Source organism: Okeania sp. SIO2C9, assembly GCF_010672455.1.
Classification (GTDB): Bacteria; Cyanobacteriota; Cyanobacteriia; order Cyanobacteriales; family Microcoleaceae; genus Okeania.
Map to the genome: position 1 here is coordinate 144,566 of NZ_JAAHGO010000001.1, position 26,875 is coordinate 171,440.

Sequence of the window (26,875 nt, forward strand, 5' to 3'; positions counted from 1 at the left end):
GTTTATGATAATTTTAGCAATTCTAAATCTGAAAAATTGTTATGCCTATAACTTTGAGTATCGCGATTTTAGTTAAATAACATCAAACTTAGGTTTCACACTTTAGAAATAGAATTGCTATATATTTCATCTCCGATACTTAGTCTGTTAAAAACATTATTGATCGCTAGTAAGAGTAGTTCAAATTATCATCAAACTAAGTAATTAGATAATAATAACCTAAATTTTTAACTTTCCCAATCCCCTTTATGAATTGTTTTTACCCATTTTAGTCGCTTAGGTAATATAGACATCCTAGCAATAGTAGCGCCCATCACGATAAACCAATGCAACATATAAAAAGTTCCTCGCACACTTTCTAAAAAAGTAAGTAGTATAGACAACGGATGTTCTTTCTCAGAAACAAACTCCAACTTCCCTTCTTTAACGATACTCTTTTCTTGTTTCCTAGTTCGACGTAAACCAATAAACATTCCTAATACAGAAACTGTTACAGTAAACACAGTCAAAGGACTGGTGATGGGTAAACGACGCAAGATTGTTGCCATAAGTAAATCAGGTACAGCAGCAACCGATATTAGATATTGTGTCACCAAAAATTGCCATAAATCCCAAGTCTTACCAAATCTCATTCGGTTACGCAAAATCAATTGCCAGTAGTCTAGATAACGCTGATACCCACCTTCTGCCCATCGGGAACGTTGATGCCACAAAGCTTTTGGGTTAGTTACTCCTTCCTCCATTACTGCCGGAAAACTGAGAAAATCTATATCCCATTGGTTTAAGTGTAGACGAATTGTTAAATCTAAATCATCAGTAATAGTCTGTTCATTCCATCCCCCACATTCTTTCAGGGCATTCAAACGTACAAATTGGCCATTTCCCCTGAGTTCTCCAATCCCACCAATTGCAATTCGTTGTTCCTGAAGAAAGCTATCTAGAGCCATTTCTGCTGATTGGCCTTTTGTCCAAAAATTTAGACCTGCATTGGCGATCGCTTTTCTAACTTGTACTGCCCCTACTTCTTCTCTGGCAAAAAGTGGTACTACCTTTCGGAGTAGATCCGGTGTTACCTCTGCATCTGCATCAAACACTCCTAAAATTTCTCCCTTAATCAAAGGTATCGCAGTATTGAGAGCGCCTGATTTACCTCCACTGGCATCTGGACTTCTCCTAATAACATTAAGCTGCGGATATTCTTTTGCCAACTGTTCTAACAATACAGGGGTTTGATCTGTACTATTGTCATCTATTACCCAAAGTTCATAATTATTGGTTGGATAATCTAAAGCACAGATATTTTTTACCAGCTTACTAATTACAGCTTCTTCATTTTTAGCTGCTACTAATAGAGAGACATAAGGCCAGTCTGTCGAATTTTCTTCTGATAGAGGTTTTGGAGGTAGTTTTGGTTGAGCGAATAGTATTCTCATAAGTTGAACTGATAGTAAACCAGTCAGACCTAAAATTACCCAATATCCCCAGGAGAGTAAGTGCAGAGCGATAGTAGTGGTCCAAATCAGAAATGACATAAGTGCTGCTTTACGTCTACGACCATCGTAAATATTCTGATGACTATTTAACACTTCCTTTTCTTGTTTTATTTGACTCCGATCTAAGCATTTCTTAGTTTGTGCTACCTGATTATTTTGCTGTTCGTTACAGAAGTTATCGTTTTGATTAATTTGGGTTTCCCTATAATAATCATTTTGTGGCCAAGAACTGTTCGGCATAACTAAATTAATCTTAAAGATCCAATCACTAATAATTTTCTTATGTTTTAAGAGACTAACCTAATTCCGTCTGAAAAAACTATAAATATAATCTTTGTTAAGTGAAGAATGTAGTAAGTGAAGAATGTAGAGAGTAGTTTGGCTAACAATTGCGAAACCACAGGTAATATAAAGTTTTAGAGCTGATTTTTTAACACAGCTGAAACGTTGATTTAAATTTAGCTTTTATACATTGAGACTATAGTTACTTATAATATAATTTCCGGGGAATGGATATTATTGATTCAGGAAAGTAGAGGATGTCAATTAATCAATTAAAGCCAGCCGAAAAAGGGGAAATAGCTGTTTACACTCCATATTACCCAGATAATAGACGTAAATACCTAGCTCATGCTATTAGTCTTTACAAACAAAAAAATCTAGAAGGAGCGAGAAATATTGAAGGAGGAGAGAATATCCCTTTTGTTATTACCTGGAATGTTTCTATATTACCTGCAGACATAACTCGTTGCCGAATGCAGTTTGATGGTAATCAGGAGCTTAGTTATGATACAACAATGGCCACTTATGAGTTTGTTGATTCTTTAATCGATGTATTGCTAATTTATCATCGTACTCGTAATGTAGATTTTTCTAAGAATTTCTATGGAAAGTTACTTCGCTATGAGTGATTCAGCTTGAAATGTAATTCCTGAGATTTAATCTTGTTCTCATCGAAAAGTTTGGGTTTGAAACCCCGTGCTTTTAGCAGTGCTTTAAATTTGACTAATGTCGCTATATACTCAAAATATCATAGGAGAGATTAATATTGGTCACTCCAACCATAAAAACTTTGTTCATATCCCTTTTTGGCAATTGAGGCAAAAACTTAAATCCTTGTGTTTTCGATACGGAATTGACTATTTGGAACCACAAGAGTCTTACTTGTCCAAGGTGAGTTTTTACCACCGAGATGAAATACCTGTTGACAATGGCAATAACCCCAGTCAAACTAAATTTTCGTGTAACAGAATAAAGCATGGGTTGTATCGGACAAAAGCTCAACATTTGGTTTCAACAGATATTAATAGTAGTGTCAATATTTTAGTGAAAAGTAAGCACAGAATCAATTTTGAGCGAGTATATAGGGGGCTTTTGGCTAACCGTTTAAGGATTTATATTTCTTAACAATTCCCGCCGTTTGACGGCGCGGGAGTGTCAACCTTATAATTTAAAAATGTGAAACAAATTGACAACATTTAATCTAAAATCCAAATTATATTCACATTGACAAGTTCATTGATTGCGGGAGTGAGGGTGTGCCAAAATCTGCCAATCATTTGCTAATTGGATCGACTGAAGCTTATAGTGGCAAGTCTACAATTACTTTAGGAGTAGCCCATAAGCTGCAACAGCAAGGAATAAGTATTGCTTATGGAAAACCCTTGGGAAACTCTTTAAATTCAGCATCTGTAGAAATTGATGCTGATGTACAGTTTATTACTGAAACTCTCAAGCTTTCAGAAAATAGTATTCGGCCAACTCTGTTAATGCTGGATGAAAGTACTATCACAAAGCGTTTGCTTGGAGAGGACAACACTGACTATCAAAAATCTCTAGCTCAATATCTACAGGTAGAAGGAGAAGATTTAGTTTTATTAGAAGGACCAAGTAATTTAGATGAGGGTAATCTATTTCAATTATCCTTAGTACAAGTTGCGGAAATTCTTAATGCTGCCGTAATTTTGGTGACTCGTCCAAATTCAGGTTCTTATATAGACTCTTTACTCTCAGCTAAACAACGTTTGGGTAGTTCCCTGTTGGGTGTGGTCATTAATGATGTACCACTAGCAGCACAAGAAACACTAACTACTTTAGTGAGACCTTTTCTAGAGTCTAGGAACATTCCTGTATTAGGAATATTGCCCAGAAGCAGTCTCTTACGCAGTGTCACAGTGGCAGAATTAGTTAAGCAATTAAATGCCCAGGTACTTTGTCGCCCTGACCGACTGGATTTAATGGTAGAAAGCTTGACAATTGGCGCAATGAGTGTTAGTGCAGCTATTAAATATTTCCGGAAAGCTACAAATATGGCAGTAGTTACCGGAGGCGATCGCACAGATATTCAACTAGCAGCTTTAGAGACTTCTACCCATTGTCTAATTTTAACTGGGCAACTGCCTCCTGATGAGTTAGTGCTGCGTCGTGCCGAGTATGTAGAAGTACCTGTTTTGTCAGTGGACTGTGATACTCTATCTACTGTAGAAATTATAGATAGAACTTTTGGTACTGTACGTTTACACGAACCTATGAAAGTAGAATGTGTCAATAGACTAATGGCACAAGAGTTCGACTTTGAGTATTTGCTCAGTCATTTTCAACTAGGGGTTGGTTAAATAATTAATAATTAATAATTAATAATTAATAATTAACAATTACCGAATAATTAAGGTAAAAATCCTCTCACTCGCCGTGGAGAAACAACAGAATATTTTCTTTTTATTCAATCCTATCCGTTTTAGGGAGAGGTAATTATCCATTATCAATTATCAATTATTGAACTCTCCTTTAAAACAGATAGGATTGACAAAGAGATGAAAATTTTTCTTTATTATCCCCTTAAAAGGGTTGAGTCAAAAAATTATCTTTTTGTAGCAGGTTGAATATTCCATCGTCTACAGGGTGCTTAAAATTGTTTGGGGCAATAAGACACGAAGTGGCTTGTCGAAGACTATCCTCATGCAATTTTCCCTTCTACCTTGTTCAATACTCCTGACTCCAGGTACCGTGGAAACCAATTGGTATAACTTCTGGTAAGGCTAGCCGACAAACAGGTTCGGCATCTAATTTAGAACTATCAAATATCCAGACCTCACTACAGTTGCGATCGCCATCAAAAAGAACAGTTAATACCCATCCTTTCTGAGAATCTTCAGTATTAGGGGCATAGATAGGTTCCATAGGATAGCAATTTGGCCTTAACTCGGTGGTAGTGAGGATATTTTTTTGATGGTCGAAACAGGCGATCGCCCCAAGCATTTCTTGACTAATATCTATTCCTGGTTTATGAACTGACAAATAAGTAAAGCGAGATGGTTTTCCGACCTCAGCAGGAGCAACCGTAGGAAACTCACAGGGAATATCTAATAATTTATAACTCTCAATGATACGACCAGATTTAGGGTCTAGACGTATCTGCCAGAATATCCCATTAGCAGAAGTATGAGTTTGGCCAGTAGGTACTTCTTGAAGGTATTTATTTGTTTGGTTAAAATCTGTATAGCGGATTAAGTAAACTAATACTGTGCCATCCGAGTCTATATAGCTATTGCCAAAGTGCCACTGAAACCAGGGTTCCGTTTCTTGACGACTAATAAGTTGTAGAGATGAGCGATCGACCACTAAAATCTGTGTTCCTAGCTCTGGTTGCCAGGTTAAAGCATCACTAAAGCTTTTTACCTTTGTAAAAGCTGGCAGTAGTTGTAAACGTACTGGTGAAATAAAAAATATTAGGTATGGACCTGCTAAAACAAAATCGTGAATTAGAGGGACACCAGAAATAGGAATCAGACCTTTTTGCTGAATTTTGCCGGTACTATTACTGCGGTAGATATTGAGTGAGCTATTTAGTCCAGGAGTTACTCCGAAGTTATATATGTCACCTGTGACACTATCTATTTTAGGATGTGCTGAATAGCTTTGATGATTTTCTAAGCTTCCTAAATTTTCTAGTCCCAAAGTTGCCAAGGTTTCCAAATTGAGACTGTGGGGATGTCCACCTTCCCATAGTGCTAAAAGCCGGTCTGGTAAAGCCAAAACTGAGGTATTAGCAGCATTTTTTGTTGCTTTAGTGAGCTTATCCCACAGATTTCCTGGAGGGTTCATTCCATAGCCACCAAAAATAAATCTTTCTTTTTCTGTCTCAAGCTGATACCCTGCTGTTTGCACATAACGATAAGTAGCCCAAGGTTCTTGACCTTCCAAAAAAGAAGAATTAAAATGCACTGCTAGAATTGCACCATCTCCATCAAACCAGTGTCCTACTTGTTGTTGATTACGCGATAATCTAGCAGGACCATTTCTATACAAACAACCTCTCAATCCAGAGGGGACAACACCAGAAATAATTGATAGGGGGGTAGGTGGGAATTCTTGAGCTGGTTGAACAAAAGCCTTTGCCCATGCTGGAGTTTTTAGTGATTGATTTTTAACAATCAATTGTTATTTTTCCTATAAAATAGATGTACAAAAACATATTTAATTGTTATAATCCTTTAGGCAGTTTTATTACAGTAGATAAAATCTTTGAGTCAATCAATTGATATTCCCAAGGTAGATGATTTTTTACAGGAACTTTTAGCAATCCAACAAACAGGTTCTAAACGAATTGCTATTTTGGGTTCTCGTCATGTTCCTATTACTCATCAACAATTAATTGAATTGTTAAGTTATGCCTTGGTTTTAGGATCTAATCATGTTATTACATCAGGTGCAACAGGTACTAATTTAGCAGTAGTTCGGGGGGCAATGAGAGCCGATCCTAACTTAGTTACTGTTATTTTACCTCAAAGTATGAAACGGCAACCAAGAGAATCTCGCCAAGAATTGGATAAGGTTATTCATTTAGTGGAAAATCCTAAAAACGATCAATTATCTTTAGCTGAAGCAAGCTCTATATGTAATCAGGAAATTATTTCTCGATGCCAACAGCTTATTTGCTTTGCTTTTCACGAAAGTAATACTCTGTTGAAGACTTGTCAAGATGCAGAAGAACAACGTAAAGTAGTAACTCTATTCTATCTAGATTAACATAGCGAAAAAAATGAGTTTGTTGGAGTTACCAGCATCATCAATATTATTAGATTCCATAGTAATAGGAGTAGTGCTAGTCTACGCACCTTTTTTAGTAGTAGCCTACGGTCGTGTTAAAGTAGGCTATGACCTGGGTGCGCCTCGGGCTATGTTTGAAGAATTACCTGATTATGCTAAGAGGGCAACCTGGGCACATCAAAATTCTTTTGAAACTTTGATTTTGTTTACAGCAGCTTCTTTGATGGCATATCTAACACAACAAGATTCTATTTGGGCAATAGGAGCGGCAGTTGCTTTTGTGGTTGGGCGATTTTTTTATTCAATATTTTATATTTTGAATGTGCCTATTGGGCGATCGCTAATGTTTGTTGTTAGCTCTTCTGGTACTGCTATTTTATTTATTCTCAGTTTGATTAGTATTAATAATTTTTAATCTATGATTCTGGCTTAATTTAGAATAGTTTCTGTTTCTTAATTAAAATTTAAAGGTAATACTATTTGTTGGTATTAGGAATTTTTTTCCTAATATCAAGGCTTGAAATATAAACGATATAAAGAGTTTTTTTTCAATCAAAAATTTCAAATTAATTCATTGTATAGCAGAAGGAAAAAGGAAGAAGGAAGAAGAAAGAAGGAAAAGTATTAAGTTGCCTGAGTTTTAAACTTTTGAACTGTCCTAAGTAGGTAGGGGCGAATAAACGTTACTATATAACGAAATATTTATGCCGTCAAAACCCTTGAGATTGCTTTCCTTGCGGAATGCTGCGCAAACCTTCCACCCTGTTCCAGTCGCAATGACGTAGTTGTAAATTTCCTCACCTATCTACTTAAGTTTTCCTACAACTGCTATATCAATGTAGTCAATTTTTTAATACTTAAAGTCAAATAACAGTAATATATATTGAATAATTATGGCATCTACATCATCTTTTGATATAGTCAGCGATTTTGATAGACAAGAATTAGTTAATTCTATAGACCAAGCTGAACGAGAAATAAAAGCTCGTTATGATTTGAAGGATTCTAATACGACATTAGAATTGGGAGAAGATACAATTACTATTAATACCAGTAGTCAATTTGCTTTAGATGCAGTTCATACTGTTTTACAAACTAAAGCAGCAAAACGTAATTTATCGTTAAAGATATTTGATTTTGGTAAGGTGGAATCTGCTAGTGGCGGTAGAGTTAGGCAAGAAGTTAAACTGCAAAAAGGTCTTACTCAAGAAATTTCTAAAAAAATCACTAAGTTGATTAAAGATGAATTTAAGAAAGTACAAGCATCTATTCAAGGTGATTCTGTAAGAATTTCTGGTAAGTCTAAAGATGATTTACAAGCAGTAATGCAAAGGTTAAAGGAAGAAGATTTGCCTGTGCCATTACAATTTACAAATTATCGTTAATTAGTTAGTAGAAGGAAGAAGGAACAAGGAAGAAGGAACAAGGAAGAAGAAAAAGTATTATGCTGTCTGAGTTTTAAGCTTTTGATCTGTCCTAGCCTTTGCTTCGACTGCTATAACAATTTATCTTAATTTCTATGGAATATCTCAAGTAATATTCTGGTGTTGAATATTTGGCGTTGCTGATTCTGGGTATGATGCAAGCCCCCCTAGCCCCCAGGGCTAATTCATTGTTACGAGAGAAAAAAGAAGTCGGGGAGTGGGGGAGTGAGGGAGTAGGGGAGTAGGGGAGTAAGATAAATTCATCGTCAAGAGAGAAAAATTGTATCCTTTGAAATTTTGAAATTTCGTACATCTTAACTAGAATTAGTTAACCAAAGATATAGGGTTGTAAATATTCTCTGACGACAATGAATTAGCCCTGCCCCTAGCCCCCAAAATGGGGGGTAATAAAACTCTAAAAGTCCCCCTTGGAAATCCCCCTCCCGTCCCCCTTAGAAAGGGGGAAGCCAGAGGATGCTTCGCTTTTGAACGATGGGGGATTTAGGGGGCTTTACCAGAGCCAAACAATCGCACATTCATACTTCAATTCAGCAACGCCGAATATTTTTGGGATAACTTTAATTGTTTTGAATTTCAAAAGAGGAAATTCTCTAGGAGCTAATTAAAATGTTTAAAATTGCTTGGGGTTTGAATCGATAATTAATTTTCCCTTCTGCTTTCTGCTTTCTGTCTTCTGTATTTTTTCTTTTGTCTTCTGCCTTTTTCAAGATTTGATTTATTGTGTAATTTTTATTTTCTCTATTTTATACTGCGACTAGCTTTGAGGTATCTCTTTATCTAGTGAAGCAAGAAATTTTTGCATAAATTTCCGGAGGAGCGGTGAAACAATATCAGGTAATGAATTTTCTCAGGAGATTTAATCATGTGGGACAAAGTTGTGAAACAATTATCAATAGCCACAGCAACAGTAGGATTAGTAACTTTAGGTGCGACTTTTGCTCATACCCAAACTGCTAATGCTGCTGCCATCAGGTCAGGATTTAATTCAAATACCCTGCCACGCAATGATGATGATTCGACAAGTCTAGTTTCAATGGGCTTTGATATTAATTTCGGCAGCTTCATTTCCGACCAATTATACGTCAACAACAACGGAAACGTTACATTTGACCAGGATTTGTTTGAATACACACCATTCAATCTGACTAACACAACTCAGCAAATCATTGCACCATTTTTCGCTGATGTAGATACCGAAGGCCCGGGCGATCCTGTTACCTATGGTACAGGTATTGTAGATGGTCGTGATGCTTTCGGTGTTAACTGGATTAATGTTGCTCATTACTTTGAAAGTTTTCCACTCAATAGCTTTCAGTTGGTATTAATCGACCGCTCTGATACTGGAGTTGGTAACTTTGACTTTGAGTTTAACTACAACGAAATTTTGTGGGAAAGTGGTGAGGCCAGTGGTGGTAACTTCCAAGGTTTAGGTGGCGAGTCTGCTCGTGTAGGTTTTTCCAATGGTACTGGCAACCCAGGGACATTTTTTGAGTTACCTGGATCTGGAGTTAATGGAGCTTTCATTGATGGAGGGAGCAGTGCATTGGTTAGTAACAGCCTCAATAGTAATGTGTTAGGAAGGTATCAGTTTTCAGTAAGGGATGGGAAGTTCGTAACTTCAGTTCCTGAACCTACTTCTATACTTGGTTTATTCGCCCTCAGTGCTTTAGGCACAACTTTCTTGAAATGTAAGCAGAAAGAAAAAATGTACCTTCACAGGTCTAATTTCTGGTAGGCCTACTGGACCGACACACCTTAAATGGTGCATTGATGGGGAGTGTGGGGAGGGTGGGGAGAAAAAGATACCTAGTGGTCTGTCAAGTTAGTTTTGATGGGTTAATCTTCCTCTGTAGCTTCTGTCTTTTCTGCTCCCTCTGGTCGTCTCAACTCATCAATTCAAAGCTGACAGACCACTAGTGCAGAATGGCGGAAATAACTGACCAGTTACACAATCCTAAAAGCCTTACCAATCAATACTTCTGACTTCTGACTTCTGACTTCTGACTTCCGCGTAGCGGCACTAGAAATAAAAATCTATTGCAAAGTTTTAGCTGTGTCAGTCTACTACATCAATTTTAAAACCTAAATTAATTAGGGCTTGCTGATTAATTCTAAAAGTATTTACAGATAAAGGTTTTAGCGTTTTAGAGTTGAAAAAAGTACCAACTTTTTGGTGGAAAAAGCTCATGCATGCTGGTATTTTGGGATGATTATGGCAGAAAAATTGAGAGACAATTCTTGCTCCTAGCTCCTCTACATTCCCCGTTTCTCCTGTCTCCTGTCTCCAGTATAGCTGTCTCCTACAAAGAGCAAAAAGACTTTCCATACGCAGACCCTAATTATATCCTTCAGATATCTGTTTTTGAGGAGATGCACCTACCCAAAAATATTCAAAAATATTAGGGCGTATCTCGCTACGGGCAAGTTAGAAGTCAAAAGTCAAAAGTCAAAAGTCAAAAGTAATCTCTGACTTACTTTCAGCATTTAGTATTGTCCGCGCCCTAATTACGTGGTGCTATATCTCGCAATTTTTTTGTTGAGGCCAAAAAATCCTTGAAAAGCAATTTTCTTTTAGAGACTGTTTTTAAACAATTAACAATGGCCTGGGATTGACTGAAGAATACTCACAGACCATCAAGCTGAACCTGAAATACATAGTCATATTCTTAACCACATTTATGAAAAAATGTCAACAAGTTAACTACCCATTGAAGAAGTTGAATGAGAGTATAAGCTTTTGACATTGGTAGTTGGGTCGGAGTCATATTCTTATCTAGTTATCTTTTTTATTTTCTAATAATTTGAACTGTTAAGTTTTTTTCAATTTAGATATAAGTTGATAAATATTGCTAGAGCTTATTACTATCCAAAGTAAAAGAAATTAACATCGATCCCCGTAGATGTTAAATTATTGTTAACTGAAAATTAAAGAGATAAAAATACAGATAAATTTCTATGACTGCAACAACGCCAAAACCAACAACAGTTCCAGATTTTTGCGAAGGTATCCAATACTTTGGAGAAGCTTGGCCTGATTTTGAGACCCACGGTAATACTCCAGCAATAGCAGAAGGAAGTAAAGCGATCGCCTCACCAAGCGACCCTACTGGCGTATATCAAACCCTCCTCTATGCTGATGCACTCCGTTACCTAATGCTACAAGTCACAGGTAGCAAAGCATCTGGACACCCAGGTGGTTTTGCTAGTCAAGCTGAAGCTTATGCAGCACTGGTAATGTTAGGCTACAAAAATATTATGACAGAAGTCGGGCATCATGCACCCGGTTTTTATAGCGCTGCATTTCTAGACCGCTCCCTAGAAGACATGGAAATTTCCACAGTACAGCAAATGCGCGATCGCTTCCGGGAAATGCACGGACTTCTCGGACACTTATCTGGCTACATCCCAGGACTTTTAAACCCTGCGGGGCCACTAGGTCAAGGGCAACACTTCGCCATGGCAGCAGCATTATTACACCGTGACACTCTATTTCCATTTACCATGGGAGATGGTGGTATGGGCGAACCATACCCAGTCAGCGCCATGGCACACTTTAATACTGCTTATCCTGAAGTTACCAACTTTTTACCAGTATTAGTGTGGAATGGTTACAGTCAAGAACACCATAGTATGGTATCTACCAAAACCAATGAAGAAATGATTGCTTATTGGAAAGGTAACGGTTTTGCAGAAGTAATACTGGTAGATGCTAAAGACTTCGACGACAAAAACCAAGGAGGTGATTATATAGATAGCAGTGCTTTCTCTTTTGAAAAGCGCTTAGAGTTTACCAAAGCTGTATTAGAAAATGTTGACAAAGCTGCAAAATCTGCTCTCGGCGGCAAACTCACCATTTTTATTATCAAACAACTTAAGGGTACAGGGGTTCATGCTAGAGGTTCAAAATCTCATAACCTCTATCCTAAAGATACTCTCGACAGTCCCCACATGATCGACGCTCTCAAAGAACGTGCTTTACCAGTAGCAGGTTGGGAATTAGTCCGGAAAAATTGCGAACGTGCTGGTGGGGGTCCTGCTTCTAAAACAGTTGTCACTGAATTTGAATACCCGCTAGCAGAATTAGGTCAACTACCTCTAGAAGAATTTGCCGTTGCTGGAGATCCGAAAGTTGCCACAACTGCAATGGGAGCATTAATAGCTCATGTCGGTCAAAAAGACCCTCATTTCTTGCTGACAAATGCGGATGGTAACGCTGCATCGGGAATTAACAATGTTAACCAGGCATTGAAAATTATTCACCCCACCCCCGACGACATTTATTTCCAAGGCCCGAAAGGTCAGGTTTATGAACCTTTGAGCGAAGATGCTTGTGCGGGAATGGCTGCGGGTTTGGCATTGATGGGAGCGAGGACAGTTTGGTGTTCCTATGAATCTTTTGCTATTAACGGCGTACCTATTTGGCAGACTGTCACCCAAGCAATGGCTGAATTGCGTCACCTTACTCCTTCAACAATTACATTATTTACTGCGGGAGCATTAGAGCAGGGGCGCAACGGTTGGACGCACCAACGCCCAGAAATTGAGGCTTATTTTGCAGCGATGATGCGCAATGGGAATGTGTTTGCCCTGTTCCCACCCGATGCTAACAGTATTCAAGCTTGCTATGAGTGGGCGCTGACAACCAAGAATAAGGGTATAACAATCACTGCAAGTAAATCTCCGCTACCAATTCGGACTACTTTTGAACAGACAAGACAAGGGTTGCGGGATGGTGCTGTTGTTCTCCAAGAAGTTGCAGGAGACCGGACAGTTGTGTTTGCAGTAGTGGGAGATATGCCATTAATTCCTGTATTTGAAGCTGCTGCTTATTTGGAAACTGAAGGTATTGGGGTGCGCATAGTCTCGGTGATTAATCCCCGCCGTTTGTACCGTCCCCAGGATACAGGTTGGGATACTTGTTCTGAAGCTGATGGCGGATTTTTAGATGATGCTGGTTTTGAGCAGTTATTTGGTGGTGATGCTTTAATTGGCGTTACTGGTGGCGCAAGTTTGATGTTGGAACCGATAATGTTACGGAGTCAGGTTAAGCGGGATACCTTTGCTTGGCGTCGGGGAGAGACTGCTTCCAGTGCTGGTCAGGTGATGGCTTTTAATGGTTTAACTGCCGAGACTTTGACTAAGCGAGCGATCGAGTTGGTACATTGAGATGATGAGTTAATCTGAGTCGTAGGTTGGGTTAAGCGTTGATCGCAACCCAACACCCTAATGTCGCTACGCGGAAGTCATGCATTCAAAAGTCAAGAAGTAAGATTTTATATCATATCCGGTAGCATCATTTGTGTATAAAATTAAGGTGACAATGGGAGAAAACCTCCTGCCTCCTGCCTTCTGCCTTACTTTTTCCAAAGTGTAAGTATTCAACAGAACATGATATTAAGAGTGTGTTCCATCTTGCTGAAAACCGCTATAATGTTGTTTCTTCAACTTGCTCAGGAAGCGAACATTGAACTGTCACCTTGAGATTACTTTTAGCAGTACCTTTAGTTACATAGGGAATGCCAGCTTCTCCACCCAATTCAATGCCGAATTCTAGGGTTACTTTCTCTACATTGGGTATTCTCTTTTTCTTAAAAGCATTTAAGCCAATAATAGTATAACCCCGGATCGTACTTTCAATTGTTTGGGCGTGTTGTATTAGTTGCTGTTTTAATTTTTCAGCAGGACTTGCACCCTTGCCTCTGAGAGATTTTTCTACTACCTTTTTTGGACTGTCTACCACAGGAATGTCCAAACCTTCTGTAGCTTCAATATAAATAGTTGTACCGTCCTCTAGTTGAATTGGGGTTAATTGTGTCATAATGTAGTATAATTTGAGTTAAAGTATTTACCAAAAATATAATGGTAATTATAGAATCCGAATAATCACTATACCCAAGTCATTGCGACTGGAACGGAGTGGAAGGAAGCAATAGATACGGGTGCGCGGAGATTGCTTCCTATCGTCGCAATGACGACTCTTCAGCCAGATTCCATATAACACTTTAGAAAAGGTGCGTGTTGGTAATTTTCTGGCTGTCTTGGGTGCTTCGGGTAGTGGTAAATCTAGTGTTGTTAGGGCAGGATTGTTATATCAGTTACAGTTGGGAAGGCGGTTATCTGGTAGTGAAAGTTGGCAGATTAAAATATTTCAACCTGGGGAACATCCCCTAAATTCTTTAGCACTCGCTTTTTTAGATTCTGAGTTATCCGATATCGAACGCGCTACCCAATTAGCTCAAGCTGAGGAATTGATAAAAAAGGGTTCTGAAGGTTTGAGACAAATAATTTCTGTGGCGGATACACCGAAAGTGGTGCTGGTAGTTGATCAGTTTGAAGAAGCTTTTACCTTATGTCAGGATACCTCAGAACGTCAGGAGTTTTTTGCCTGCTTGTTTGATGCTTTACCGAAAACCGATAAACTCTGTTTAGTGTTGACAATGCGGGCATATTTTTTTAGTAAATGTATTGAACAGGAATATAGCGGACTCGCACAACTTATGCAGCAACATGGTGTTGTTGTCATGGGAATGTCCGAAGAGGAGTTAAGAAAAGCCATTGTCGAACCAGCAAAACAGGTAGAATTGGAAATTGAGCCAGCACTGGTGGAACAAATACTGGCAGATGTAGCGGATGCTCCAGGGTATCTGCCATTGTTACAATATACACTGACACGACTGTGGGAGGAAAGAACAGATAATTGTTTGCGACTCAAGACTTATGTGCAATTGGGTGGTGTGATGGGTACATGGCGTCAACGTGCTGATCAGGTGTATGAGGGATTTGATGAAGAGGAAAAAGCAGCGGTGCGACATATTTTTCTGGAACTAACTCAGTTGGGAGAGGGTACAGAGGATACCCGCAGAAGAGTATTGCAGCCGAATTTAGTTAATCAGCGTTATGGAGAAAAACTGATTGAGACTGTAGTTCAGAAGTTGGCTGATGAAAAGTTGGTTGTTACGACTGAAATGGTAGGTAAAGGAGGAGGAGTGGAGAGAGTAGCAGTGGTGGATGTGGCACATGAAGCATTGATTCGTCACTGGAGTCTATTGCGGAGTTGGGTGAGTGAAAACCGCGATGTCATTAGAATCAAGCGTAAGATTGAGATGGCGGCTGAAGAGTGGGAAAGTCAAAGGAAATTGAAGGATGATTTGCTTGTGGGGTCAAAGTTGACGGAAGCAGAGAATTTTTTGGGGAATTATGAAAAGTTAGGTTTGCTGTCTTTTTTGGGGAAGGAATTTATTGATCGCAGCATTCAGCAACGTAACATAAATAAATTGTTAGCGGTTATGACACTTGTGGGTGCCATCACTTCGATAGCCTTTGATGCATTTGGCGGAGTTACAATTGAATGTACTACCCGAAAAATAGATACTTCTCCAGAAATTAGAAAGTCATGCAAGTTATGTCTTGGCCTCCCTTGGTCCAGATGACAAAAAGATTCTTAGTAGAAGCATTGACTTAATTGATACAATACCTTAAAAAGCATACTATTAAACAGACCACCAGTACGCATACATGAAATCCATCAGAACCAAGCTCAAACTGAATAACAAACAGAAAACCCTGATGGCTCAACACGCTGGTTATAGCAGATGGTGTTATAATTGGGGTTTAAGTTTATGGAATGCTGCTTATAAAAATGGTTATAAACCAAATATTCCTAAGCTTAGAGAAACTTTTACCAATCACACAAAACCTCTTTATCCCTGGATGAAAAACTTGTCATCTAAAGTCTATCAATATGCTTTTATCAACTTGGGTGAAGCATTTGAGAACTTCTTTCAAGGGTTAAGTAAATATCCAAGATTTAAGAAAAAAGGTAGGTCTGATTCTTTTACAATTGATAATTCTGGAAGACCCATAGAATTAAATGGATGGAATCATAAATTACCTTTTATCGGTTGGGTCAAAACTTATGAACCTATTGAGGCAACAACTCAAAAAATAACTATTAGTAGACAAGCTGGCGATTGGTACTTAAGTTTTTGCTACGAATTTACTCCGACTCCAACACCTAAAAAGACTGAAGTTGTGGGTGTAGATTTAGGAGTAAAAACTTTAGCAACTTTAAGCACAGGAGAAGTATTTGAAGGAGCTAAATCTTACAAGAAATTTGAAGGCAAGCTATCTAGACTACAATACCTGAACCGCAATAAAAAAATTGGTTCAGCTAATTGGAGAAAAGCACAACTAAAGATAGCAGCATTGCATAGAAGAGTAGCAAACATCCGTAAAGACACACTTCATAAATTGACAACATACTTAGCCAAAAACCACGGCACTATTGTCATAGAAGATTTGAATGTTCGCGGAATGTTAGCCAATCATAAGCTAGCTAAATTAATAGCAGACCAAGGATTTTATGAATTTCGGAGACAGCTTGGGTACAAATGCCAATGGTACGGTTCAGATCTCGTAGTAGTAGATAGATTTTTTCCATCCTCAAAGACTTGTTCTAACTGTGGTCACGTCCAAGATATGCCATTAAATCAAAGGACTTATGATTGTCCAGAGTGTGGCCTGTCGATAGATAGAGATTTAAACGCAAGTATAAATTTGAGAAATGCGGTCGGCTCGACCGTGAATGTCTGTGGATGAGTAACCGCCGACGGACTCAGTAGAAGCAGGAAGTAAACATCAGATTGTCACTTTATGTGGCGTTTGTATCAGTTTTATAGAGCAGTGGGGACAACACCTTGCATTTGTGGCTCAGTTTAGATGGGCAAAATTTGTTAAAAGAGGGATGCGATCAACTACAATTTCATCCTGACCTCGTTAAGCATGATAAAGCAGCAGAAGCTTGTCTCAAGTATGCAGGTTGGAACGATAAAGCCAAAGCGGAATTTCGGGAGAGACAACGTTTGTCTAGAGAATAAGGAAAATGTCAAGATTGCCGTTATAGCATTTCCCATAAAAATGAGATACATTTACGATCCCCCTAAATCCCCGAAAAGGGGGAATTTGAGGGCTTCCCCCCTTTTTTAGGCAGCAGGGGGGATCTATTAGACAGAATCAGGATCGACCCCTAACTCTTTTAGTTTAGCAGTCAGACTTTCAGCCCGTTGACGTTCCTGGTCAGCTACTTCTCCTGGCAATAATACCAAATTTCCTTGCTCGTCATAAAATCGTAACCACACTGCCGACTCTTGCAGAATAGTTCCTTCCCAAGTACCCAACCATAACTCTAACTCCTCACACCACAACCATCCTTTATCATTCCGCTGTAACTCCTGATATTTAGAATTTTCCAGACGCCATCCCTGCAATGAGTTCGGGTCAAATGGATGAAAGATAAAATAATATGGGGTGCGGAATATTTGCTCATAAATATCCTTTTTCTTGCCAATGTCTACACTAGCAGTTGAAGCAGATGTGAGTTCAATTATCACATCTGGATAACGACCTTCTTCTTCCCAAACCACCCATCCTTGACGATCTGTCTTGCCATCAACATCCAAAACCACAAAGAAATCAGGACCTTTGTAATCACGATTTCTCGCTTGAGTGCTACTGTAATAAATAAACATATTGCCACCTGCAAAAAAGTCGTTGCGGTGTGACCAATGTTGATACAAGGAATTAATCAGAGAATTCATGGCAATACGGTGACGTTTGCTTTCCAAGAGTTCTCCATCATCAAAGATTAAGTCTGTAGGTGGCATGGGTGGTTCCCAGTCGGGAGTTACTTCGGTTGGTAACTCGGTTTTGGGAGATGTTTCTGTAGTCATTGTTCGCCCCCTATTTTATGTTTTCATTTTTTTAGAGTAGCATGGATTAAATAATATCAGGACTTACACAACACACCCTAATGGACTGACACACCTTAAATGTTGCATTAGGAAAAAATTCTCAAACCTTGCTATAATAATTATACCAAAACAGCACTCTGCACAGTTTTAGCTGTGTCAGTCTAATACTGGACTCTAATGGTTTAAGATGCAGGTTATAGCAGATAATTACAATATGGAACAACTCACTGTCGATCAATTTGGTCGTATCGAAATCCCTGAAAAAATACGCCAACAATTAGGAATTAACAATCAAACTAAGTTATTCTTAAAAGTTGAGAATGATCAACTTATTCTTCAACCCTTAAAACCAGAATTAGAAACCTACTATGAAGATGGAATATTAGTCTTTAAAGCTGAACCAATATCTAATCCAGAAACAATTATTGATGAACTGAGAACAGAAAGAATTAATGAATTAACATCGTGGTAAAAGCTTTATTTGATACAAGTGTTTTAGTCGCTGCATTATGGACTAATCATCCTAAACATTCAGCTTGTCTTTCACGATTAAAAAAAGTTAAATCTGGAAATATTCAAGGAATAATTTGCACTCATACTTTGGCAGAACTCTATTCCGTTTTAAGAGGTTGTCTGAGAAGTCCCATTTACTACATCTAAGCCCCCGCGCATCCCCCAATTTTGGGGGACTAGAGCAAGCAAATTGACTCTTGTTCCCCCCAAAGTTGGCTTGCTCGGGGGGCAAAATTCAGTATCAAAAAACTTTTCAGATATCCTCTAACTCGCCTTCCTATAAAACCTGCTGTTTCCCCACAACTTTCACAACAATTAATCAGAGAAAATTTAGCAGAATTTGAAGTAATTTCTGGCGTTGCTGAATTGAAGTATGAATGCGCGATTGTTTGGTTCTGCTCAAGCCCCCTAAATCCCCTTTCAACAAAAAGCGAAGCAACATCTGGCTTCCCCCTTTCCAAGGGGGACGGGAGGGGGATTAAAGGGGGACTTTTAGAGTTTTATTCCCCCCAAAATTGGGGGGTTAGGGGGGCTTGCATCATACCCAGAATCAGCAACGCCTAATTTCTCTTTCTACTGAAGATTATCAAACTGTTATTAATAAAATGGTAAATTTTAATTTAACAGGAGGTGGAATTTACGATGGTTTAATTGCTCAAGTTGTTTTTAAAGTAGAGGTAGATCGGTTACTTACTTTAAATCCTAACCATTTCATACGTCTTGGTGAAGAAGTAGCAAAATTAGTAGAAGTACCGACATAAAATTTACGGCGATCGCATAATATTGTTAACCCCCTATTTTATGCTTTTATTTTTTTAGAGTAGCATGAATTAAATAATCAGGACTTACGCATGAGGTACGAAAAATTAGGATTTGAGATGGCTTTCCGTCCCGGAATGCTCCGCCAACCCTGTCGGTCGCAATGACGAAAATACGTTGTACTGCCTAAGTCCTGATAATATTATGTCCAGTTAAATAGTTTAAATATAATGGTAATAGGCGATCGCTCTCCACGCATTTGGGCATTTAAAACTCACTCAGAGATTACTTCAGAACTTACGCATGTACACTAAACACAGTTAGGGCGAATGCCATTCGCCCCTACATATGGCGTTTTCAAGGTGAATTTGCGTAAGTACTGTACTTTTAACTTTTGACTTGTGCGTAGCGCTATACCTATTTTTTAAACAAATAAACATCATCCCGTTCGTAACTAAGCTGAAATTCTGAATTAATTTTGAGTTTATCTACTAATTTTCGCGAATATTCCTGACTACATTTCCACCCTGGATGACGTACATTTACCAACACATAATCATACTCATCTAATGCTTCATTTGTTGGTAATTTATCTTCTTCCACAATTAACTTAATGAACTGACGATGAGTTAAATGAGGCGTAATTTCAGAAGTAGTAAAAACACCACCTTTTGTATTAACTAAAGCCACTGCTTCTCGTGCTGCTTGCCAAGTATCTAGATAATCTAAATAAATAGACCAAAAATACCCATATTTAGCCAGAGCTAAAAATCCGATGCAAGACCAAATAATAATAAATTTTGGTAAGCGATCGCTAACAATTGTAGATATATTTTCAGCTTTATCTATTTGATGTCGGCGTAAATTCCATAGCCAATACCATAAACCACATTTTCCATCAGCAATAGCATAAATTACAGCCATTAATAAAAAAGGTAATATTGGTAAAGAGTACTGATGAATTAAGTCTCGTTGAGCATCAACTTTAGAGAGAATATTCATCGCCAAAACGGGAGAAGCTGCTATTAAAGGAGTTAAATATTTAGGAGCCAGCCACCAAATTACGGGCAGATTTAGTAATAGTAAATATTCTAGAGTTTTCAGTGAAATTAATTTGCCAAACACCAGTTCTGGTCTTAAAAAAATATTCAGTAAAATTTCTTGTATGGAGCCTCCTAAATATCGGTAACGTCCGACTCCTCCTGGTGGTTGACCATCTTTAAAATAAGGTATTAGTACTTGAGTAGCAATAATAAACCAAGCTGTACCAGCAAATAAAGCTATTCCTCCGCACAGTCGTTTTTTTTCATAGAAATATAACCAAAAACCCATTCCAGCGACTGGTAAAGATAAAGCATCTTTACAACCTAAAACCCAAATAATAGCTATACAAAACCAAAGAGTTTTATCTAATTTTGCTGCTAAAATTGCCCCTAACATTGCTGGCAATGCCATTACTTCTGGATGAAAATCAAATAAATTGAGATTGAATATTACTGGGTACGATAAATAAACTATTGCCATAGCAAAAGCAAGTTTTTTATTTAAGCCAGAATGACGCGCTAAACTCCAGGTAGGTATTGTTCCTATTGCTAAACAAATAGCTTGTATTAGTAATAACCAATAAACTGAAGGATAAATTTTATAAAGTAATGCCACGGGATACATTGACCAAGCAGCATGATTACCTAAATGATGTACTTCTAAGAAGGAAGAAATAGGGGGTAAACCTTGACTTATTAAATAAGTAACTTGGTCATAAATTCCCATTTCAAAAGCAGTAGATTGAAATAATAAATGACGTGTACTACTACATATAAATAAAATTATGGCAGCAATGATTGTTATTGTAGAGAGAGGAGCAGATTTTAGTTGTTTGACAATTAGCATTTTAGAAGTAAGAAGTAAGAAGGAAGAAGGAAGAAAATTTTAGCAACTGAGTCTAAGTTTGACAATATTCAGTAATATTTTCTGACTGTACTTCTATTTAGAAGGAAGAAGAAACAAGTAAGCAAATTTTGAATATAGCAATTTACGCTAGCATATTTACAAGTTACAGGAACTGTCTAATAGCTAAAAGTCTTATATTATCGGTTTTTTATTTCCCCAGATGAGCTGTTGTCTATTACCTGTTGCCTGCGCACAGCGCTATAACTGATACCAAGTCCATAAGTATATTCAAAGTAAGCCTGCTTCTAAGTATGGCTTGCTGAATAAAGTTAAAAGTCAGGATCGCTAAGGTAATGAAGCTCTTTATATTCAATTTATCTCCTAGTTATTGGCTAGTTTTGCCTCAAAATACTGAAATTTTCTGCTGAAATTCAAGAAAATTTTTTCACATAAAATTGCCGAAACCGTTACCTGTTACCCACACGTCCCCGCGTCTCGGCGTCCCCGTGTCCTACCCCACCAACCAATTTTTTCAGCAAGCCCTAAGTACCTCTAAGTCGGAGGTCGCCGTACTTGGCCTCCAGAGAAGATATCCCCATCTGATTGACATCCTCCCGGTATTACGGAACTGTCTGCGGTTGTCTCAAAGTTGGATTTATTAGTATATTTTTCCTGAACTAAGTTCTGTAAATCAATTTCCCAGGCTTTAATCTCAGGCGTTTTTGACACACACCCTTTTAAATCGTCTATAGACTCTGGCTCGGCTACTGTTTCAGTATCTGGCTCAGAGTCTTGTTCTACCGCAAAATATTCGCTGATAATTTCGGCTGCCAAATCTTCAGGGTTTTGACCTTTTTCTTCGGCCTTTTTTCTGAGTAAAGCCATCACCTCTTCAGGCAGTTTAATTTTTGACCTTTTTCTCTTTTTCTCAGGACTAACAGTTGCTTCTATTAATCCCGCAGTAATGGCCATATTTTCTTCTTGACTGCGACAAAGTATGTTTTTCCAAGCGTCTTCAACGTCATAGTCACAGCCTTTCTTCACTAAAGGTTCATATAAAGCGTAGGCTTGAGATACATTGCTGGGAAGTTCGTTGAACCCGGCAACCATCAAATTCCAAGCTGTTTGAGCTGCCTTGATAATGTGTTCGACTCGCCAAGCTGTTTTCTTGACTCGTTTCAGGCAGTACTCTTTGAAGTCTTTAAATCCTAATTTTTTGTAGAGCTTATAAACTTTGATGATGCTATAAGCCATACCTTCTTGTATATAAGAATAGCTAGCTTTAGTCCATATTTGTTCTACACGGTCTATTTGTAATTCGAGGTCTGGGACATTGTTGCAGAGAAACAGATCCTCGTAAGAATACCAAATATATTCTCCCCAAACAGGCAGATCGTCGGGGCTAAAGCAATTGGCAAAACCGAATGTGTCAAAGATTCCAGACATTTGAAAGATGTAAAAAGGGGTAAAAGGGGTAAGAAAGGGGTGAAATTAGTAGACAAAAGCCTCACCCGGAAAGATATAGATTAGATAGTCACTGAAAATAAGTATGGCTACTTCAGTTAAGTACTAGGTTTTAACTGTTTGAACTGCTTCGTTGGGTGTCACCTCCCGAACATTTTTGGCGTATTTGTTTAATATTATTATTACTTACGTATAATATAATGTCAAGAGGTTTAAGTAAAATATTTTTGTACCCAAAAGATGAGTGACGTAAAAATATATGGCCGGAAAACCGAAATACGGAATCAGGAAAGACAAATTAAATCTGTCAGTAACTCCTAAAACAAAGGAAAGAATGAAGGAGATAGCAGAGGCATTGAATACAAGTCAAAGCGAGCTGCTGGAGAAGTGGGTTCAAGCGTGGGACGAACTACAATCTATAGGATTATTGGGGGAATCCTTGACCTGCTTCGGGAAGTAGTTTCAGAAGCATTAGATTACATGAACGCTCATAACGAGCATTTGGAGAAAAGATTGACAGAAAGCCAGGCAGCCAAAGCTGGATTTCTAAATAAAACAGTTTCTCTAGAAAAAGAAATAGCTAGACTGTTGGAGCAGGTCGAAAAACTACCAGAAGACACAAACGAAGAAGAATAAAAAATCAAAGGAGCCGATCGCAGCAATGTGGTCGGTAATTTTTTAGGCGTTGCTGAGTGGTAATGATTTTTGGAAGCATTCAGCTATTAGCTGTCAGCTCTCAGCTCTGATGAGGGGGTTTAAATTAATATAGACTTTAAAGCAGACTTTGATAGTAAGTATAAATTCTGCCTCAATTACTAAAGCTTTTATATAGAGCTAAAAGCAATAGCTGAACCCTGTTTGCGTAGCATCCCGCAGGGAAGCACTAACGGCTGAATGCTTACTAAAATAATGAGGATGTATTTCGGTTTATTTCTTACTCACAGTTTTTTCCACTCCCCATCTCCCCATCTCCCCATCTCCTTATCCCCTTATCTCCTTATCTCCCTATCTTTCCCTACAATTACGGCTGCAGCACTACCAATTTTTCCTCCTTCTTCCCTCTGAAATACCAGTACATCATTCTCCTGATAATTTAATTCCCATTCTTGGTTATTTTGAAGATTTTGAGAAAGGATAATACCTGTCTCCTCAGTATCCGGCCAAGGATGACGTAAATTCAAAACTACATAATCAAATTCATCTAAATTATCTGGCTTTGTTTGATTTAATAATTTTACTGTTGAACGATGAGTAAAATGAGGTGCTAATCGATTATCTGTGAGCACTCCTCCTTCAGTTTTGACATAAGTAATTGCATTTTTTGTGGCTTGCCAAGTATCCAAACTCTGCCAATATAAAAATAAATCTGCTACATTGCCAAGCAAGAAAAACATTAAAACAGACCACAAAATAATCATTTTAGGAGCTTGAAAATTTGGTACTGATAATCTCAGATTAAATTTGGGAATTTCTAACTCTCTTTTCCCAGATGAATCTAATGAAATATGATTTTCTTCAGTTTTTGAAGCTGCTGCTAAACAGGAAATTACTGATAATAATAAAAAACCAATCGCTGGCAATGAATATTGATAATTTAAACTTCTTTGAAATGATACTTCAGACAACACATTCAACACAATTGTGGGAATAGTTGGAATGAGAGGGATAAGATGAGGCAAAATAGTCTGATTTGTCTGAATTAGAGGAAATATTCCCCAAATTACAGGTAACAATAACAGACAAATATATTTGATAGTTTCAAAAGATAATATCTTCCCTAACACTACTCCTGGTTGTAGCAAAATATTAATCATAATTCCTACAACAGAATCTCCCAGATAACTATAACGCCCTACTCCAGCTACCTCTTCACCACTGAAAAAAGGAATAATTCCTTGAGTAACAACCACAAACCAAAAAATACCTAAACAAAGAGCAACTAAACCACAAAACTTCCGCCTTTCAAAATTTAGTAACCAAACACCCATAAAAACTACAGTTAATGATAAAACTGCCTTGCAACCTAACACCCAAATAATTGCCAGACAAAACCAGAAAATAAGTTGCAGTCTAGCAGCTAAAATTGCTCCTAAAATAGCAGGCAACGCCATAACTTCTGGGTGAAAATCAAATAAATTAATATTAAAAACTACTGGGTAAAAGAGATAAGAAATAGCGATCACTACTGCTTGTTCTTGATTTAAACCCGCCTGTTTGGCCAAACACCAAGTAGGCCACGCTCCCAAGGCCAAACATATAGCTTGTACTAAAAGTAGCCAGTGTACATTAGGATAAATCAGATACAATAATCCCAGAGGATAAACTGCCCAAGCAGCATGATTCCCCAGATGGTGATACCCCAAAAAAGAAGAAATGGGAGATTCTCCTTGACTAATCAAATATACAACTTGGTCATAAATACCTAAGTCAAAACCAGTAGAATAGAACAATGCGTGGCGTAAACTACTACACAGAAAGAAAATCAAAGCTGCAACAATTATTATCCTACTCACAACAGGTGGTGGAAAAAGCATCATATTTTTAAATCCCACATTCCGCAAGTCAATTTGTCAAATAAAAAGTAGCACAAAGGACAAAAACTAGCGATTCTCTAAGTATTTATATCGCGTAAATTATCTTTATTGGCCTTTTTCAACAATTAATAATGAATAATGAATAATGAATAATGAATAATTACCTCTCCTTGAAAAGAAGAGGATTGACAAATTCATGAAAATTTTTTTTCACAGGAGTCGATTGGATATGGCGAGGTCTCCTCGCCATCCCATCCTAGGTCATGCTGCGCAAACGACCGCTTATTATCCCCTTAAAAGGGGAGGCTTTAAACCACAATTTTTCGGTAAGAGTCAAATTATCAAGAAAATATTAAGTATAAATAATGAATTTATTTTGAGTTATTGGCGACTACTACTCTCTCCTGACTGTACGTCGCCAATTTGACAGCTTTCTTACCTGACTACTTATCTTTATATACTAGGTTTTGAAGTGCGGAATGTAAGTTAAATCTTATTTTTTCGCTCTTTTTCAACAAGTATTCCCATGATTTTTTTACTAATGTTTTGAACAGGTTATACCAATTTGAAAAAATAATTTTACAAATAGTTTCAAACTCTATAAAATCTTAATGCATGACTTTTGACTTCCTCCCAAAGGGGGTGAAACGGTATTAGTTGGGATTTTTCACGAATTTACAATACTCAGAAAGTGTTAAAGCACAATTTTCATACTGCTTAATCCCTTCTGCCATTGATGTCGGAGTTATTTTTTGTTCTAATTTTCTAGGGTTTCTGACAATACGACCTGCTTTGATATTCTCTTTAGAATCACCTATTCCAGGTCTTCCTGTTTTATTCGTTACTTTGTATTCCTCCGAAAATTCTGATTGTGTTCTAAGGACTTTTTTTAAAGCATCAAAAACTAAGTCCGTCTGATTCAGTAGTTGATCGTAGGAAATCATCAAAGTACGTTCTTTGCTATTGATTAACTTTGCATATCTTTCTAAAGTTGATAAGCGATTTAAATAATAAGTTAATACTTTTTCTTCACTCCAGTGTGGCTTTAGGTCGAGAATACTAGCTATTGTTCTCTCTGGTTCTCTGATGAGAAATATACTATATAAATTTTCCGAAGTTAACAATTTTTCATCTAAAAAAATCTTATTATGTAAAGCTTTATCGAGAATATATTTATGATTCATTCTCAAACTTTTTAAGTCTTGCAAATTGCGAATATTTTGGGTTTTACGATACACTTTAGATACTAATTTATTCAAATCAAATTCAGAGGCATATTGAATGTGAGTTTCACCATATCCTAAGATTTCTGTATGAGAACTTAATATATTAGCTAGTAATGAAGAACCAGAACGCATATGGCTGAGAATAAAAATGAACTTGTATGGTTCCGTTCTGAACATTGCTCGGTATGGGTCTTCAACTTGATTGATTCTCAAGTCATAATACTTATGAATCATGTCATTTTTAATCAATCGGATAGATTGACGTATTTCCTTGATTAAATTACTCATTTTTCACAGTAATAATTTTTTGCTCTATAATAGCTTATTTAGAAAAAGCTGCCAAGCATTACTAAGTTTTTTTATATCAGTTTTGATTTTTATATTATATCTAGTATATTAGCTTGATACTATCAGGAAATCTTAAAAGAGGACTCCCGCTATAATCTATGATTTAGCGGTGATACGGGACGTATAAACTGCTTGGTAAAGGCACGCTAGACAGCCACAATGCGAATTTAAATCAGCAAATTAATTGAGCGGTAGCGAATCAATCAAAGTTATTAATGTTTTATTTTCAACCTTTGATTACTTTAACTTACCAGTACAAAACTTTTGTCAACTAAACAGCAAGAAATAGATATTAATCATATTCTTAAAGAAACTCTCTTCTCTGTTTGCGCAGCATTTCGCAGGAATAGAAAACATAATTGCAGTAATTGTGGGGGTACAACTCAACTTGTTTGATTTGTTGCC

At 37.6% G+C, this 26,875-nt stretch carries 22 protein-coding genes; 14 read left to right on the plus strand and 8 right to left on the minus strand.

Features of this window, described 5'->3' with window-relative positions; all coding sequences use genetic code 11:
* Positions 1 to 227: 227 nt before the first annotated feature.
* On the minus strand, positions 228 to 1,733 hold the full coding sequence (locus F6K23_RS00595) for a glycosyltransferase family 2 protein (RefSeq protein WP_293149521.1): 1,506 nt from the start codon (positions 1,731 to 1,733) through the stop codon (positions 228 to 230).
* Positions 1,734 to 2,032: 299 nt separating this feature from the next.
* Here F6K23_RS00595 and ebsA point away from each other — a divergent pair, with 299 nt between their 5' ends.
* Together ebsA and F6K23_RS00605 are read left to right on the plus strand one after the other, a co-directional pair.
* Positions 2,033 to 2,404 (plus strand): type IV pilus biogenesis protein EbsA, encoded by a 372-nt coding sequence (gene ebsA / locus F6K23_RS00600; protein ID WP_293149523.1) that lies wholly within the window; start codon positions 2,033 to 2,035, stop codon positions 2,402 to 2,404.
* Between the two features lie 627 nt (positions 2,405 to 3,031).
* Complete coding sequence (locus F6K23_RS00605; RefSeq protein WP_293149525.1) at positions 3,032 to 4,108, plus strand: phosphotransacetylase family protein; 1,077 nt, start codon at positions 3,032 to 3,034, stop codon at positions 4,106 to 4,108.
* Positions 4,109 to 4,475: 367 nt separating this feature from the next.
* Here the strand turns inward: F6K23_RS00605 and F6K23_RS00610 are convergent, their stop codons facing one another.
* Positions 4,476 to 5,930, minus strand: coding sequence for a carotenoid oxygenase family protein (locus F6K23_RS00610; RefSeq protein ID WP_293149527.1), 1,455 nt, complete (start codon positions 5,928 to 5,930; stop codon positions 4,476 to 4,478).
* Positions 5,931 to 6,017: 87 nt separating this feature from the next.
* Here F6K23_RS00610 and F6K23_RS00615 point away from each other — a divergent pair, with 87 nt between their 5' ends.
* The 5 genes from F6K23_RS00615 (at position 6,018) to F6K23_RS00635 (ending at position 13,153) form a co-directional block, all read left to right on the plus strand.
* Complete coding sequence (locus F6K23_RS00615) at positions 6,018 to 6,521, plus strand: DNA recombination-mediator protein A (protein ID WP_293149529.1); 504 nt, start codon at positions 6,018 to 6,020, stop codon at positions 6,519 to 6,521.
* A 13-nt stretch (positions 6,522 to 6,534) separates the two neighbouring features.
* The gene (locus F6K23_RS00620) at positions 6,535 to 6,957 is read left to right on the plus strand and encodes an MAPEG family protein (RefSeq protein ID WP_293149531.1); all 423 of its coding nucleotides are present in this window, start codon (positions 6,535 to 6,537) and stop codon (positions 6,955 to 6,957) included.
* 478 nt (positions 6,958 to 7,435) lie between these two features.
* Positions 7,436 to 7,927, plus strand: a complete 492-nt coding sequence (locus F6K23_RS00625; RefSeq protein WP_293149533.1) for a YajQ family cyclic di-GMP-binding protein — start codon at positions 7,436 to 7,438, stop codon at positions 7,925 to 7,927.
* A 922-nt stretch (positions 7,928 to 8,849) separates the two neighbouring features.
* Positions 8,850 to 9,722: a nidogen-like domain-containing protein gene (locus tag F6K23_RS00630; protein WP_293149535.1), complete on the plus strand. Its 873-nt coding sequence runs from the start codon at positions 8,850 to 8,852 to the stop codon at positions 9,720 to 9,722.
* Between the two features lie 1,220 nt (positions 9,723 to 10,942).
* Entirely contained in the window at positions 10,943 to 13,153 is a 2,211-nt protein-coding gene (locus tag F6K23_RS00635; protein WP_293149537.1) for a phosphoketolase, read from the plus strand.
* 259 nt (positions 13,154 to 13,412) lie between these two features.
* Here the strand turns inward: F6K23_RS00635 and F6K23_RS00640 are convergent, their stop codons facing one another.
* Positions 13,413 to 13,805 (minus strand): CU044_2847 family protein, encoded by a 393-nt coding sequence (locus F6K23_RS00640; RefSeq protein WP_293149539.1) that lies wholly within the window; start codon positions 13,803 to 13,805, stop codon positions 13,413 to 13,415.
* A gap of 193 nt (positions 13,806 to 13,998) precedes the next feature.
* On the opposite strand from F6K23_RS00640, the gene F6K23_RS00645 reads away from it, so the two are divergent.
* The 3 genes from F6K23_RS00645 to F6K23_RS00655 all read left to right on the plus strand — a co-directional run bounded on the left by F6K23_RS00645 (position 13,999) and on the right by F6K23_RS00655 (position 16,863).
* Positions 13,999 to 15,417, plus strand: coding sequence for a hypothetical protein (locus F6K23_RS00645; RefSeq protein WP_293149541.1), 1,419 nt, complete (start codon positions 13,999 to 14,001; stop codon positions 15,415 to 15,417).
* An 85-nt stretch (positions 15,418 to 15,502) separates the two neighbouring features.
* Positions 15,503 to 16,585 (plus strand): RNA-guided endonuclease TnpB family protein, encoded by a 1,083-nt coding sequence (locus F6K23_RS00650; RefSeq protein ID WP_293149543.1) that lies wholly within the window; start codon positions 15,503 to 15,505, stop codon positions 16,583 to 16,585.
* Between the two features lie 98 nt (positions 16,586 to 16,683).
* Positions 16,684 to 16,863: a hypothetical protein gene (locus F6K23_RS00655; protein WP_293149544.1), complete on the plus strand. Its 180-nt coding sequence runs from the start codon at positions 16,684 to 16,686 to the stop codon at positions 16,861 to 16,863.
* Positions 16,864 to 16,989: 126 nt separating this feature from the next.
* On the opposite strand, the gene F6K23_RS00660 is transcribed toward F6K23_RS00655, so the two are convergent.
* Positions 16,990 to 17,715, minus strand: coding sequence for a Uma2 family endonuclease (locus tag F6K23_RS00660; protein WP_293149546.1), 726 nt, complete (start codon positions 17,713 to 17,715; stop codon positions 16,990 to 16,992).
* Positions 17,716 to 17,950: 235 nt separating this feature from the next.
* Here F6K23_RS00660 and F6K23_RS00665 point away from each other — a divergent pair, with 235 nt between their 5' ends.
* The 3 genes from F6K23_RS00665 to F6K23_RS00670 all read left to right on the plus strand — a co-directional run bounded on the left by F6K23_RS00665 (position 17,951) and on the right by F6K23_RS00670 (position 19,010).
* Positions 17,951 to 18,208 carry an AbrB/MazE/SpoVT family DNA-binding domain-containing protein gene (locus tag F6K23_RS00665; protein WP_293149548.1) on the plus strand — a complete coding sequence of 86 codons (258 nt, stop codon included), beginning with the start codon at positions 17,951 to 17,953 and terminating at the stop codon, positions 18,206 to 18,208.
* On the plus strand, positions 18,202 to 18,396 hold the full coding sequence (locus F6K23_RS41335) for a type II toxin-antitoxin system VapC family toxin (protein WP_367267572.1): 195 nt from the start codon (positions 18,202 to 18,204) through the stop codon (positions 18,394 to 18,396). Before F6K23_RS00665 ends, F6K23_RS41335 begins: the two co-directional genes overlap by 7 nt.
* Before the next feature lie 386 nt (positions 18,397 to 18,782).
* Complete coding sequence (locus F6K23_RS00670) at positions 18,783 to 19,010, plus strand: hypothetical protein (protein ID WP_293149550.1); 228 nt, start codon at positions 18,783 to 18,785, stop codon at positions 19,008 to 19,010.
* Between the two features lie 415 nt (positions 19,011 to 19,425).
* Here F6K23_RS00670 and F6K23_RS00675 read toward each other — a convergent pair whose 3' ends face one another.
* Together F6K23_RS00675 and F6K23_RS00680 are read right to left on the minus strand one after the other, a co-directional pair.
* Positions 19,426 to 20,898, minus strand: a complete 1,473-nt coding sequence (locus F6K23_RS00675; protein ID WP_293149552.1) for a DUF2079 domain-containing protein — start codon at positions 20,896 to 20,898, stop codon at positions 19,426 to 19,428.
* Between the two features lie 552 nt (positions 20,899 to 21,450).
* Positions 21,451 to 22,344, minus strand: coding sequence for a hypothetical protein (locus tag F6K23_RS00680; protein ID WP_293149553.1), 894 nt, complete (start codon positions 22,342 to 22,344; stop codon positions 21,451 to 21,453).
* A 417-nt stretch (positions 22,345 to 22,761) separates the two neighbouring features.
* On the opposite strand from F6K23_RS00680, the gene F6K23_RS00685 reads away from it, so the two are divergent.
* Positions 22,762 to 22,998 (plus strand): hypothetical protein, encoded by a 237-nt coding sequence (locus F6K23_RS00685; protein WP_293149555.1) that lies wholly within the window; start codon positions 22,762 to 22,764, stop codon positions 22,996 to 22,998.
* A 353-nt stretch (positions 22,999 to 23,351) separates the two neighbouring features.
* On the opposite strand, the gene F6K23_RS00690 is transcribed toward F6K23_RS00685, so the two are convergent.
* Entirely contained in the window at positions 23,352 to 24,899 is a 1,548-nt protein-coding gene (locus tag F6K23_RS00690; protein WP_293149557.1) for a DUF2079 domain-containing protein, read from the minus strand.
* 650 nt (positions 24,900 to 25,549) lie between these two features.
* Positions 25,550 to 26,410: a sulfotransferase gene (locus F6K23_RS00695; protein WP_293149559.1), complete on the minus strand. Its 861-nt coding sequence runs from the start codon at positions 26,408 to 26,410 to the stop codon at positions 25,550 to 25,552.
* Between the last annotated feature and the right edge of the window lie 465 nt (positions 26,411 to 26,875).